At 71.6% G+C, this 12,904-nt stretch carries 11 protein-coding genes; 7 read left to right on the top strand and 4 right to left on the bottom strand.

Features of this window, described 5'->3' with window-relative positions; genetic code table 11:
* Positions 1-16: 16 nt before the first annotated feature.
* Together eno and ACWEF6_RS25590 are read right to left on the bottom strand one after the other, a co-directional pair.
* The gene (eno, locus tag ACWEF6_RS25585) at positions 17-1,300 is read right to left on the bottom strand and encodes a phosphopyruvate hydratase (RefSeq protein WP_449685266.1); all 1,284 of its coding nucleotides are present in this window, start codon (positions 1,298-1,300) and stop codon (positions 17-19) included.
* Between the two features lie 74 nt (positions 1,301-1,374).
* The gene (locus tag ACWEF6_RS25590; protein WP_449685267.1) at positions 1,375-2,478 is read right to left on the bottom strand and encodes a sensor histidine kinase; all 1,104 of its coding nucleotides are present in this window, start codon (positions 2,476-2,478) and stop codon (positions 1,375-1,377) included.
* Positions 2,479-2,656: 178 nt separating this feature from the next.
* Here ACWEF6_RS25590 and ACWEF6_RS25595 point away from each other — a divergent pair, with 178 nt between their 5' ends.
* The 7 genes from ACWEF6_RS25595 to ACWEF6_RS25625 all read left to right on the top strand — a co-directional run bounded on the left by ACWEF6_RS25595 (position 2,657) and on the right by ACWEF6_RS25625 (position 11,152).
* Positions 2,657-4,372 carry a GTP-binding protein gene (locus ACWEF6_RS25595; protein WP_449685268.1) on the top strand — a complete coding sequence of 572 codons (1,716 nt, stop codon included), beginning with the start codon at positions 2,657-2,659 and terminating at the stop codon, positions 4,370-4,372.
* Positions 4,373-4,536: 164 nt separating this feature from the next.
* Positions 4,537-6,054, top strand: coding sequence for a cellulase family glycosylhydrolase (locus ACWEF6_RS25600; RefSeq protein ID WP_449685269.1), 1,518 nt, complete (start codon positions 4,537-4,539; stop codon positions 6,052-6,054).
* Between the two features lie 119 nt (positions 6,055-6,173).
* On the top strand, positions 6,174-7,013 hold the full coding sequence (locus ACWEF6_RS25605) for a tat pathway signal sequence (protein WP_449685285.1): 840 nt from the start codon (positions 6,174-6,176) through the stop codon (positions 7,011-7,013).
* Positions 7,014-7,209: 196 nt separating this feature from the next.
* A complete protein-coding gene (locus ACWEF6_RS25610) occupies positions 7,210-8,358 on the top strand; it encodes a thioester domain-containing protein (RefSeq protein ID WP_449685270.1) in 1,149 nt (382 codons plus the stop codon).
* Positions 8,359-8,551: 193 nt separating this feature from the next.
* The gene (locus ACWEF6_RS25615) at positions 8,552-9,379 is read left to right on the top strand and encodes an AraC family transcriptional regulator (protein ID WP_449685286.1); all 828 of its coding nucleotides are present in this window, start codon (positions 8,552-8,554) and stop codon (positions 9,377-9,379) included.
* 73 nt (positions 9,380-9,452) lie between these two features.
* Positions 9,453-10,292, top strand: a complete 840-nt coding sequence (locus ACWEF6_RS25620; protein WP_449685271.1) for a dioxygenase family protein — start codon at positions 9,453-9,455, stop codon at positions 10,290-10,292.
* A 113-nt stretch (positions 10,293-10,405) separates the two neighbouring features.
* Positions 10,406-11,152, top strand: a complete 747-nt coding sequence (locus ACWEF6_RS25625) for a thioesterase II family protein (RefSeq protein WP_449685272.1) — start codon at positions 10,406-10,408, stop codon at positions 11,150-11,152.
* A gap of 34 nt (positions 11,153-11,186) precedes the next feature.
* On the opposite strand, the gene ACWEF6_RS25630 is transcribed toward ACWEF6_RS25625, so the two are convergent.
* Both ACWEF6_RS25630 and ACWEF6_RS25635 read right to left on the bottom strand, forming a co-directional pair.
* Positions 11,187-12,260, bottom strand: coding sequence for a glycoside hydrolase family 19 protein (locus tag ACWEF6_RS25630; protein ID WP_449685287.1), 1,074 nt, complete (start codon positions 12,258-12,260; stop codon positions 11,187-11,189).
* A gap of 277 nt (positions 12,261-12,537) precedes the next feature.
* Positions 12,538-12,786, bottom strand: a complete 249-nt coding sequence (locus tag ACWEF6_RS25635) for a hypothetical protein (RefSeq protein ID WP_449685273.1) — start codon at positions 12,784-12,786, stop codon at positions 12,538-12,540.
* Positions 12,787-12,904 lie beyond the last annotated feature (118 nt).

The raw sequence follows: 12,904 nt of genomic DNA on the forward strand, positions 1-12,904 counted from the left end.
ACGACCGGCCGCGGTCTCAGCGCCGGCCGCTGATCGTGGTCGCTCCGGCGTAGCGGGCCTCGGCGCCGAGCTCCTCCTCGATGCGGATGAGCTGGTTGTACTTGGCCGTGCGGTCCGCCCTCGACAGCGAGCCGGTCTTGATCTGGCCGCAGTTCGTGGCCACCGCGAGGTCGGCGATCGTCGTGTCCTCCGTTTCGCCGGAGCGGTGGGACATCACCACCGAGTAGCCCGCCTTGTGCGCCGTCTCGACCGTGGTCAGGGTTTCGGTCAGGGTGCCGATCTGGTTCACCTTCACCAGGATCGAGTTCCCGATGCCGCGCTCGATGCCGTCGTTCAGCAGGTTCACGTTGGTGCAGAAGACGTCGTCGCCGACGAGCTGGACGCGGTCGCCGATCGTGTCGGTCAGCTGCTTCCAGCCGGCGTAGTCGTCCTGGGCCAGACCGTCCTCGATGGACACGATCGGGTAGCGGGCGGTGAGCTCGGCGAGGTAGGCGACGTGTTCTTCGACGCTGCGCTTGCGGCCTTCGCCCGTGTAGTCGTACACCTCGCCGGTGTAGAACTCCGACGCCGCCGGGTCGAGCAGCAGGGCGATGTCTTCGCCGGGCGTGTAACCGGACTGCTCGATGGCCCGCAGCACGAACTCCAGCGCTTCGTCGGCCGAGCTCAGGTTGGGCGCGAAGCCGCCCTCGTCGCCGACGTTGGTGCTGTGCCCGGCGTCGTGCAGCGACTTGCGCAGCGTGTGGAACACCTCGGAGCCCATTCGCACCGCTTCGGCGAACGTCGGCGCGCCGACCGGGCCGATCATGAACTCCTGGAAGTCGATCGGGTTGTCCGCGTGCGCGCCGCCGTTGATGATGTTCATCATCGGCATCGGCAGCAGGTGCGCGAACACGCCGCCGGCGTACCGGTACAGCGGCAGCCCGTTGGCGGCCGCGGCCGCCTTGACCACGGCGAGCGACACGCCCAGGGTGGCGTTCGCGCCGAGCCGGGCCTTGTTGGCGGTGCCGTCCAGCTCGATCAGCGCGCGGTCGACCGTTGCCTGCGCCTCGGCGTCCAGGCCCACGATCACCTCGGCGATCTCGGTGTTGACCGCGTCGACGGCCTTGCGCACGCCCTTGCCGTGGAACCGCGTCTTGTCCCCGTCCCGCAGCTCGACCGCTTCCCTGGTCCCGGTCGAGGCGCCCGAGGGCACCGCGGCCCGGCCCCGCGAACCGTCCGCCAGCTCGACGTCGACCTCGACGGTCGGGTTGCCCCGGCTGTCCAGCACTTCACGGCCCTTGACACCGACGATGGCAGTCATCGCACTCCTCGTGAGTTCGTCGAGCGGGAGCGGCGCCACGGTGAGCCGCGAGACGAGGCGAGGCTAGCAGAATTTCACTGAATCGATCCCGAGGAATTTTTGCCCCGGCGAGCGGGGAGCCGGACCGTGACGAGGAGGCCGCCGTCCGGACGCGGTGCCAGCTCCAGCATCCCGTCGTGGGCCCGGACGATGCTGTGCACGATCGCCAGCCCGAGGCCGACGCCGTCGTGTTCGTCGGTGCGTGTGCGCGCGGTCCCGCGCTGGAAGGGCTCGGTCAGCGTCGGGACCAGCTCGGGCGGCAGCGGCCGTCCGGTGTTCTCGACCAGCAGCACGCTCGCGTAGCGACGGCGTTCGGTGCGGACGGTGACCGTGCCGTCCGGCAGGTTGTGGACGATCGCGTTCTGGACGAGGTTCGTCGCCATGCGCAGGAGCAGCGCGGCGGACCCGGTCGCGTGGACCGGCTCGCCGGTGACGTCCAGCTCGATCCGCCGCTGTTCGGCCAGTGGCAACAGCGTTTCCGCGGCTTCTTCGGCGACGAGGGAGAGGTCGACGGCCTCGCGGGTGAAGTGCCGCCGGTCGCTGCGGCCGAGCAGCAGGAGGGCCTCGGTGAGGTCGATCGCCCGGGTGTTCATCGTGCGGAGCCGGTCGACGAGCTCCTCCCGGGGGTAGTCCGGGTCCTGGCCGGCGACGTCGAGGATGGCCTGCGAAACGGCCAGCGGCGTGCGCAGCTCGTGGGAGGCGTTCGCGGCGAACCGCTGCTGCTCGCCGACCTGGGATTCGAGCCGTTCGAGCATGGTGTCGAAGACGTCGGCGAGCTCGCGGAACTCGTCGGCGGGGCCGGTCAGGCGGATGCGGTGGGACAGCGAGCCGTGCGCGGCCAGCCGGGCGGCGTCGGCGATCCGGGTGAGCGGGCCGAGCATCCGCCCGGCGAGGAGCCAGCCGCCCAGGACGCCGAACAGGAGCAGGAAGCCGAGCGCGGTGGCCGCGGCGGGCGCGAACGTGCGCACGAGCAGGTACCGGTTGGGCGCGATCCAGAGCAGGCCCTGATCGTTGTCGGGCACGTACCGCAGCAGGGACACCCACACGACGGCGAGCAGCACCGCACCGGCGAGCAGGAGGAACCCGGCGTAGCTGATGGTGAGCTTCAGCCGCGCGCTGAGCCCGGGGCGCCTGTTCACGAGCCGTGAGGGTAGGCCGGACGGGATATCGCGGGCATATGCGGTTAATCCGTTGGTCACCCGCCGGGCCGTCGGCTACGGTCGGGCCGCTCCGACCGGTCCGCAGAAGGGGGCAGCATGCGCCAGATCCGCAACACCGCCGAATTCCCAGTACGCGTTGCGGCATCCGGAGTGCTCTTTGTCCTTCACTTCTCTCAACATCGGGATTCTCGCCCACGTCGACGCCGGTAAGACCAGCCTGACCGAACGGCTGCTGTTCGACACCGGCGCGGTCGGTTCGCTCGGCCGCGTCGACGACGGCAACACCCAGACCGACACCCTCGCCATCGAACGGCGGCGCGGGATCACGATCAGCACCGGCGTGGTCTCCTTCCGGGCCGGCGACCGGACGGTCAACGTCATCGACACGCCCGGGCACGCCGATTTCGTCGCCGAGGTCGAACGCGCGCTCGGCGTGCTCGACGGCGTCGTCCTCGTCGTCTCGGGACCCAGCGGCGTCCAGGCGAGCACGCGCATCCTCTGGCGCATCCTGCGCCGGCTGCGGGTGCCGACGCTGGTGTTCGTCAACAAGCTCGACCAGCCCGGCGTCGATCCCGCCGGGGTGCTCGACGACCTGCGGGCGAAGCTGTCCCGCGCGATGGTGCCGGCCGCCGAGGCCGTCCGCGGCCAGGTGACGGCCGGCGTGGCCTACCCGGTGTTCTTCGGCTCGGCCATGACCGGCGCCGGCGTGCCCGAGCTCATCGCCGGCATCGTGGACTTCCTGCCCACGGCGGTGCCGGGCACCGAACTCCGCGCGACCGTCTTCAAGATCGAACGCGGCCGCGGCGGCGACCGGATCGCCTACGCCCGCGTGCACGGCGGGACGTTGCGGGTGCGTGACCGGGTGGACCTCTTTCGGCGCGCGGGGGACGGCACGGTCGAGCGAAGCCGGCGACGGGTCACGGCGATGACGCTCGCCGGCACCAAGGTCACGTGCGCGGGTGCGGGCGACCTGGTCCGGCTCTCGGGGCTCGGTGACGTCCGTGTCGACGACCGGCTCGGTTCCCCGGACGGCGTGGCGGACGCCGGGCTGTTCCCGCCGCCCGGGCTCGTCTCGGTCGTCACCGCGCGGCCCGGCGAGGAAACCCGGCTGCACCAGGCGTTGCGGGAGCTGTGCGACCAGGACCCGCTGCTCGGTCTCCGGGTCGATCGCGGCGGCCTGTCGGTGCGGACCTACGGCGAAGTCCAGATCGAGGTGCTCCTCGAGCGGCTGCGCGAGGAGTTCGGGCTCACCGCCCGGTTCGCGCCGCCGGAGCCGGTTCACGTCGAAAAGCCCGTCGGTGTCGGGGAAGCGGTCCAGTTCCTGGACCGGCTCGGCCCGGCCGATCCGGTCGCCACGGTCGGGCTGCGGGTGGCTCCCGGCGACACCGGCAGCGGGATCCGCTACGAGCTGGCCGTCGAACGCGGCTCACTCCCGCGGGCCTTCCACACGGCCATCGAGCAGACGGTGTACCGCTCGGCGGGGTGCGGCCCGCACGGCTGGGAGGTCACCGACTGCGTCGTCACCCTGACCCACTCGGGATTCCAGCCGCCGCTCAGCACGGCCGGCGGGTTCCGGGAAGTCACCGCGCGGCTGCTGGCGCTGGCGCTCGGGCGGGCGCGGACCCGCGTGTACGAGCCGGTGGACCGGTTCGACCTCGAAGTGCCCGAGCACGCGGCCGGAGCGGCGCTGATCGTGCTGGCCAAGCTGGAGGCCGTCTGCGAGCCACCGGTGATCGAGGCCGGGGTCGCCCGGCTGAGCGGCACGCTCCCGGCGGCCGCGACCGCGGGCTTCCGGCGCCGGTTGCCCGCTCTCGGCCAGGGCGAAGCCGTCTTCACGGCCGAGCCCGGCGGCCACCGTCCGTGGCGGCCGTAGGGGGACTCCAGGCGGCGGAGACGCCTGCGGTCGTCGGGTGAACGCGCCGGGCGCTGTTCGGCCCCATTGTCGGCGTTGGTGATTGACAACCCGGGGCCGGGCAGCGACCGTGTGACGGCGTCTGGGAACGCTCCCAGAAGCTCACTTCGCCCAAGGGAGTGCCGATGTGGGGAAGAGCCGGGAAACGTCCTGCCGCGCTCGCGGTGGCGGGACTCGCGGTCGCCGCCGGGGTCGTCACGTCGACGACGGCGGTGTCGTCCGCGCGTGAGTCGAGTGCCGCGTTCGCCTGCCGCGTCACCTACTCGGCCAACGACTGGGGAAGCGGGTTCGGCGTCACCGTCGGGATCGCCAACGTCGGCTCCGCGGCGGCCGACGGCTGGACGCTGACCTACTCCTACGCCGGGAACCAGACCCTCCAGCAGGGCTGGATGGGCACGTGGACGCAGTCCGGCAAGCGGATCACCGTGACCAACGCGAGCTGGAACGGCGCCATCCCGGCCGGCGGCTCGGTCAGCACCGGCGCGAACTTCTCCTACAGCGGAACCAACACCACGCCCACCGACTTCGCGGTCAACGGCGCCGCGTGCACCGGCACCCCGCCGACCACGGCGACCACCCCGATCACCAAGCCGACGACGACCACCTCGACCCCGCCGCCGCCCGGCCCGGCGCCCGCGCTGCACGTCTCGGGCAACCAGCTGCTCACCGCCGACGGCAAGCCCTACCGGCTGCTCGGCGTCAACCGCTCCAGCGGCGAGTTCGCCTGCGTGCAGGGCAAGGGCATGTGGGACAGCGGCCCGGTCGACCAGGCTTCGGTCGACGCGATGAAGGCGTGGAACATCCACGCGGCCCGGATCCCGCTGAACGAGGACTGCTGGCTCGGCCTGTCCGGCACACCCAGCGGCGCCCCCTACCAGCAGGCGGTCAAGGACTACGCGAAACTCCTGGAGGTCAACGGGATCAACCCGATCCTGGACCTGCACTGGACGCACGGCCAGTACACCGGGACGTCGTCGGCGTGCACCGACGTCAACGCCACCTGCCAGAAGCCGATGCCCAGCCGGCAGTACACGCCGGCGTTCTGGACCCAGGTCGCCACCGCGTTCAAGGGCGACGACGCCGTGGTGTTCGACCTGTTCAACGAGCCCTACCCGGACGCGGCCGCCAACTGGTCCGACGCGGCCGCCGCGTGGAAGTGCCTGCGCGACGGCGGCACCTGCACCGGCATCGCCTACCCGGTGGCGGGCATGCAGGAACTCGTCGACGCCGTCCGCGCGACCGGCGCGAAGAACGTGGTGATGACCGCGGGCCTCACCTGGACCAACGATCTGACGCAGTGGCTGGCGTACAAGCCCGTGGACCCGGCGGGCAACCTGATGGCGTCCTGGCACAGCTACAACTTCAACGCCTGCGTCACCGTGTCCTGCTGGGACAGTCAGATCGGGACGGTCGCGGCCCAGGTTCCGGTGCAGGCCGGGGAAATCGGGCAGAACAGCTGCGCGCACGACTACGTCGACCAGGTGCTGGCCTGGCTGGACGCGCACCACCTCGGGTACACGGCCTGGACGTGGAACCCCTGGGGCTGCAGCGGCGGCAACGTGCTGATCGAGGACTACGCGGGCACGCCCACCAAGACCTACGGCGAGGGGTACCGCGCCCACCTCCTGACGGTCAACCCGTGACGGGCCGGTGGTCACCGCGGCCGGCCGGGCCGCGGTGACCGCCGGTGCTCGCCCCGGCGAGGTCGTCCGTGCCAGTCTGCACGGTGGACACACCCGCTCGCCGTCACCCGGGGGACTTCATGGGCAAGCTCCTGCTCGCCGCGCTGCTCGCGGCCTTCGCGCTGGGCCCGTCGCCCGCGCCGCCACCCCGGCCGCCGGCGTCGCCGGACGCCGGCGCGGGTGACCCCTTCGGCGCGGACCTGCGGGCGCGGATCGCCCGGGCGCAGGCCTACGCCGACAGCCGCCCCGGGGTCACCGGGATCGTCCTGCGGGACCGCTCGACCGGCGCCGTCTACCGCAGCCCGGCCGCCGGCACGCTGATCTGGGCCTGCTCGACGCCGAAACTCGCGATGGCCGTCGACCTGCTGCTGCGGTCGGACTCCGGAACGGTCTCGTTGTCCGCCGAAGATCGCGAACTGATGCACCGGATGCTCCATTCGAGTGACGACGACGCGGCCCAGGTGTTGTGGACCCGTTATGGCGGCGAAACCGAATTCGGCCGTCGATTTCCGGCATACGGGATGACCGACATGCGGTTCAGCGACCGGCACCCGCACCACTGGGGCTGGATCCGCACCACGGCGGACGACCTGGACCGGCTGATCGAATACGTCCTGACCCGGATGCCCGCCCGCCACCGCGACTACCTCGTCCGGGAACTGCGCACCGTGGACGGCAACCAGCAGTGGGGCGTCTGGGGTGCCGGGGCGGCCGCGCACCCGGGTAACAAGAACGGCTGGTCGGATGACAACGACGACGGTTCGTGGATCATGAACTCCGTCGGTTTCGCCGGTCCGGACGAGCGGTACGCCCTGGCGCTGATGAACGACACGCGGGTGGTCGCCGGCGGCGACGAGGTCGGCAAGGAGACCACCACGAAGATCGCCGGAATCCTGTTCGAAGGGTATTTCGGCGCCTGAAATCTGGGCCTCTTTCAGGGGATTTCCAAGGGGATTCGGGTTTATGGGGGCACCGTGCGTAGCCCTTGTGTGGTCTGTGTATGCTCCGATATCGCTTGACCGGGTGATCACTCACCCGAATCAGTGGCCGCCGTGGTCGGGGATGGTGATCCCACGGCGCCCCTAACGGCGTGGTTCGGGCTCGGATAGGAGATTTATGCAGGTCAGGTCAGCTCTCGTGCGTGGCGGGATCGCGGTGCTCGCCGCGGCCGCCGCGGTCATGGTCAGCGCTCCCTCCGCCCTCGCGGACGACGGCGCCGCGCGCGGCCGCGTCGTCGAGGACGCGGGCACGGTCGGCTACCGGATCAACCTCGAAGGCGGCGGCGACTACATCGCCAAGCTGTTCGGCTTCAAGCTGTCGGACGGCAAGACGCTCAAGCTCTACTGCGTGCAGATCACCGTCGGCATGCGCACCGACGTCGACATGGTCGAGACGCCCTGGAACAAGTACCCGGCCGCGAACTCGCCGTTCAACAAAAACAGCGACAAGATCAACTGGGTGCTGCACCACGGCTACCCGGGCGTGAAGCTCACCGACGTCGAGGCCGCCCTCGCCAAGCAGGGCGTCAAGGTCCACGACGGCGTCTCCGAGCGCGAGGCCATCGCCGCCACGCAGGCCGCGGTGTGGCACTTCAGCGACGGTGTCAACCTCAACCTGACGAAGCCGCTGGCCGAGAACAACCCGGCCGAGGCCAACGCCGACGTCGCCGCGCTGTACAGCTACCTGATCGGCGACCAGAACAAGGGCATCGGCGAGCAGCCGAAGCCGACCCTGAACATCGCGGGGCCGAAGACCGAGGGCAAGGCCGGCACCAAGATCGGCCCGTTCCAGGTCGCCACGTCCGGTGACATCACGTCGCTGACCGCCGAGTTGCCCGACGGCGTCAAGGTCACCGACGCCGACGGCAAGGAGCTGAAGACCGCCGACGTCAAGGACGGCAGCAAGCTGTTCGTCGACGTCCCGGCCGGCGCCAAGCCGGGCAACGGCTCGTTCTCCCTGAAGGCCTCCGGCGAGCTGGACACCGGCCGCCTGTTCGTCGCGGAGAACTACGCGAAGAAGCCGGCGCAGTCGCTGATCGTCGCCGACTCGGAGAAGACCCAGGTGGCCGCGAAGGCGACCGCGTCCTGGACCGAGGCGGGTGCGGTCCCGAGCACCACGCCGAGCACGCCCGGTGGCGCTCCCTCCGGTGGTGGCGAACTCGCCAACACCGGTGTCGACGCCGCGGTTCCGTTCGGCATCGGCGGCCTGCTGCTCGGCGGCGGCGCGCTGATGCTGCTGGTGAACCGGCGCCGCAGCCGCGCGTAAGACGTACCGCCGAACGGGGCTGGTCCACTGTGGACCAGCCCCGTTCCGCTGTCCGGAACCCGACGATCGGATTGCGATCATCGGGGCAAAACCGGCGAATCGCCTCCCTATTGGTCTAGACTTTTCGGCCATGCGCGGTACGACCGTTCCGCCCGGCACGCCCTGCCGGACCCCGCGGCCGGGGGAGCTGCCGATGCACCGGCTGGAGGTGCCCGCCCCGCACGCGCCGCCGTTCGCCGTCGGCACGTTCGACGCGATCGGGCCGCTGTCCCGCGCGGACTTCCCGCACCGGCACACCTTCCACGAGCTCGTCCACGTCACCGGCGGCACCGGCGCGCACGTCGTCGACACCGCTCGGTGGCCGCTGCGGCCGCCACACTTCGGCGTCATCGCGCCCGGGCAGGTGCACCAGTGGGCCGGCGTCCGCGGGCTGACCGGGCACGTCGTGGTGTTCACCGACGACTTCCTCCTCGACCACCCGGCCGACCGCGAGCTGCTGCGGCGGCTGAGCGAACGGCCGTGGCTGCACCTGGACGAGCACGCCGACGCGCGGGTCGCCCGGCTGATCGCCGACCTCGAGGACGAGTACCGCCGCGGCGGTGAGGGCACGGAGTCGGTGCTGCGGGCGCTGGTGCACGTCCTGGTCGTGCGGGCGGGCCGGCTGCTGGGCACGCCGCCGCCCGCGCCCGCCGGTGCGGTGGCGGCGGAGTTCGTCCGGCGCACCGGCCGCCCCGGGCCCGGGCCGTGGTCGGTGCGCGCGCACGCCGAACGCCTCGGCGTCACGCCCGGCCACCTCACCGAGGCGGTGAAGGCCGCGACCGGCCGCACGGCCGCGCAGCTGCTGCGCGAAGCCAGGATCCGGGAGGCGCAACGGTTCCTGCTCCGGACGGACCTCACCGTCCGGCAGGTGGCGAGCCGCGTCGGGTTCGCCGACCCGGCCTACTTCTGCCGGTTCTTCCGCCGCGAAACCGGGCTGAGCCCCGGTGACTTCCGGCGCGGCGGGGAGAAGCACCACGACTGACGGGGCCAGTCCATCGCCGCCCGCCCGGTGCCTGCCTACGTTCGAGGGATCCCCCACCCACGAGGAGCCAGGCATGGACGAGGAAAACCAGTTGAGCCGCAAGACGGTGCTCAAGGCCGCGCTGGCCGCGGGTGTCGCCGCGCCGGTCGCGCTGATCGGCGGCCCGGCGCTGGCCCGCGCGAACGCCGTCGGCGGCACGGCACCGGAGCTGACCCCGGCCTGCCACGACGGCGACGAGCCGACGATCGAGCAGACCGAGGGGCCGTACTTCAAGCCGAACTCGCCGGAACGGACCAACCTCGTCACACCCGGCACCCAGGGCACCCGGCTGACCGTGACCGGCTACGTCTTCGGGCGCGCCTGCCTGCCGATCAACCGCGCGCTGCTGGACTTCTGGCAGGCGGACGTCAACGGCGCCTACGACAACACCGGCTACACCTTCCGCGGGCACCAGTACACGAACGCCCAGGGCGCGTTCACGCTGTCCACGATCGTCCCGGGCCTCTACCCGGGCCGGACCCGGCACATCCACGTCAAGGTGCAGGCGCCCGGCCGGCCGATCCTGACCACGCAGCTCTACTTCCCCGGCGAGCCGCGCAACAACACCGACACGATCTTCGACGCGCGGCTGCTGATGACCGTGCGGGACAACGGCTCCGCGAAGGAAGCCGCCTTCGACTTCGTGCTGAACGTGCCGCAGACGCCGACGTCGACCGCGACGTCCGCGCCGCCGACCTCGTCCACGCCGCCCTCGTCCACGCCGCCCGGGGGCACGTCCTGGGCGGTGGGCACGGCGTACCCGGCGGGCACCCGGGTCACCTACGCCGGCCGCGGGTACGTCTGCCTGCAGGCGCACACCGCGCAGCCGGGCTGGGAGCCCCCGGCCGTCCCGGCGCTGTGGCGGGCCGAGTGAGGCCGCCCGGCTGACCGGAAACCGGCAGGCCCCGGCCGCATCCCGGGGCCTGCCGCCGGTACTGCGCACGTTAGGGGTCGACGCCGGTCCGGCGGCCTGCCAGATTGGGGACCATGACGATTTCCCTCGACGCCTCCGAGTGGGTCCGGCGCTTCCACCCGGCGCCGTCCGCCGCGGCGCAGCTCGTGTGCTTCCCGCACGCCGGGGGAGCGGCGAGCTACTTCCACCCGGTGTCGGCGGCGCTGGCGCCGTCGGTGGAGGTGCTGGCCGTGCAGTACCCGGGCCGGCAGGACCGGCACGCCGAGGCCCCGGTGGACGACCTGTTCGTGCTCGCGGACCGGCTGGCGGATGTGCTCGCCCCGGAGATCGCCGGGCCGGTGGCGTTCTTCGGCCACAGCATGGGCGCCAGCCTGGCCTTCGAGGTCGCCCGGCGGCTGGAAGCGCGGGGCACGAAGCTGCTCACCCTGTTCGTCTCGGGCCGCCGCGGGCCGTCGGCCCACCGCGACGAGCGGGTCCACGAAAAGGGCGACGAAGAACTGCTGGCCGAGGTCAAGCGGCTCGGCGGCACCGACGCGGCGGTGCTGGACGACGAGGACATCCGCAACCTGGTGTTGCCCGCGCTGCGCAGCGACTACAAGGCCGCGGAGCTCTACCGCTACCGTCCCGGCCCCGACGTCGGCTGCCCGATCGTGGCGCTGGTCGGCGACGCGGACCCTAAGGTTACCGACGCCGAGGCGCGCCAGTGGGCCGAGCGGACGTCGGCGGGCTTCGAGCTGAAGACGTACCCGGGCGGCCACTTCTACCTGAACGACCACGCGGCGGCGGTCATCCGGCTGATCGCGGACCGGCTCGCCGGCTGAGCGGGCGGGGCCGTGACCCCGCCCGCCCGCGGGTTCAGCAGTACAGGTTGGCGCCGGGGTCGACGCCGAGGACCGCGGTGATCTGGCGGTACTTGTCGACGCGGCTCTGCACCTGGGCGGGGTTGCCGCCGTTGCATTCGATGGAGCCGTTGATGCTGCGGATCGTCTCGCCGAAGCCGCGGCCGTTGACCATCGCGTTGTGCGGGGTCATGGAGCCGGGGCCGCTCTGGGTGTTCCAGTACCAGAGCCCGGTCTTCCAGGCGACGGCCGAGTTCTGCTCGACCTGCCACGGGTTGCCGAGCAGGTCGATGCCGAGCGCGTCACCGGCGGCCTTGTAGTTGAAGTTCCAGCTCAGCTGGATCGGGCCGCGGCCGTAGTAGGCGGCTTGGCCGGCCGGGCAGCCGTAGGACTGGCTCCAGTCGCAGTAGTGCGGGTAGTTGGCCGTGTTCTGCTCGACGATGTAGACGAGCCCGCCGGTTTCGTGGTTGACGTTGGCGAGGAAGGCCGCGGCCTCCTGCTTCTTGACGGTGTCGCTGCCGGTGTTCGCGAAGCCGGGGTAGGCCGAGAGCGCGGCGGTGAGGCCGCTGTAGGTGTAGAAGGAGTTCCGGCCCGGGAAGATCTGGTTGAACTGGGCTTCGCTCACCACGAACGCGCCGGGGTTGCCGGGATCGGTGCCGCCACCGCAGCTGAAGGGCTCCCAGTACCAGGTGCTGATGACGGGGTCGTAGCCCGGGTTGGCGTTCTTGGCGCGGTAGTAGCCGCCGTTGGTGTAGCGGACGATCGCGCCGACGTCGTACCACTGCCCGGCCACCCAGTTCGGGTAACTGCAGGTGGTGCCGCCCCCGCCGTCACAGCTGTAGGGCTCCCAGTACCAGGTGCTGATGACGGGGTCGTAGCCCGGGTTGGCGTTCTTGGCGCGGTAGTAACCGCCGTTGGTGTAGCGGACGACGGCGCCGACGTCGTACCACTGCCCGGCGACCCAGTTCGGGGCACTGCACGCGGCGGCGGCCGCCTGAGGGGCCTGCCCGGTGGCGGCGGGTACGCCGAACACGAGCCCGGCAACGGCGGCGACGGCGGACAGGACCGCGACAAGACGTCTTCTCAAGATTCGCTCACTCCTTCGGCCACGACGGAGTCCGGGCGCGGGGGCGCCCGGTGTCGGAGGGGGTGTGCTCATCCGGCCAGACGAGGGTGACACCGGTCACTAGAGCAGATTGGTCTAGTCCAGTCAAGGTTGCCGGGGGCCGCGGGCAAGGGTTGTGCGCGAAGGTCCCTTCCGGTGAACCGCCTCCCGGTGTGGTCACGGCGAAGGCGTCCGGCTCTCGGGTGCGGGCGTGCCGCGGGGCGGGCGACGCGGCACCGGAGCCGCGTGCCCGCCCGGCACGTCACCGCGCTTGCGGGATCTTCACCCGCATGGCCGGGGCGACGTGCAGGATGCGCTGCAGCCTCGCCCGGCCCAGCCGGTGGAGCATCTCCCCGAGCTCCTCCGGCGCGATGCTCCCTTCGAGGTCGATCCGCGTCGTCCGGACGACGCGGTCGATCTCCGAGGCGGGGAGCCGCCCCGCGAACTCCCCGGCCAGCCACACCCCGACCTCGTCCACGACGTCGTCCGCCCGGTGGCTCCGTACGGTCATCGCTCTCCTCGTTTCGGATCGCCTTCTTGCCCAGGTCGAAGCGGGGAAATCCCGGTCCGACGCCAGTCCGACGAGCGAGCCGGGGACCCATGACGCCGAATCGGCGAAGTTCGTGGCA

The organism is Amycolatopsis sp. NPDC004772 (genome assembly GCF_053601215.1).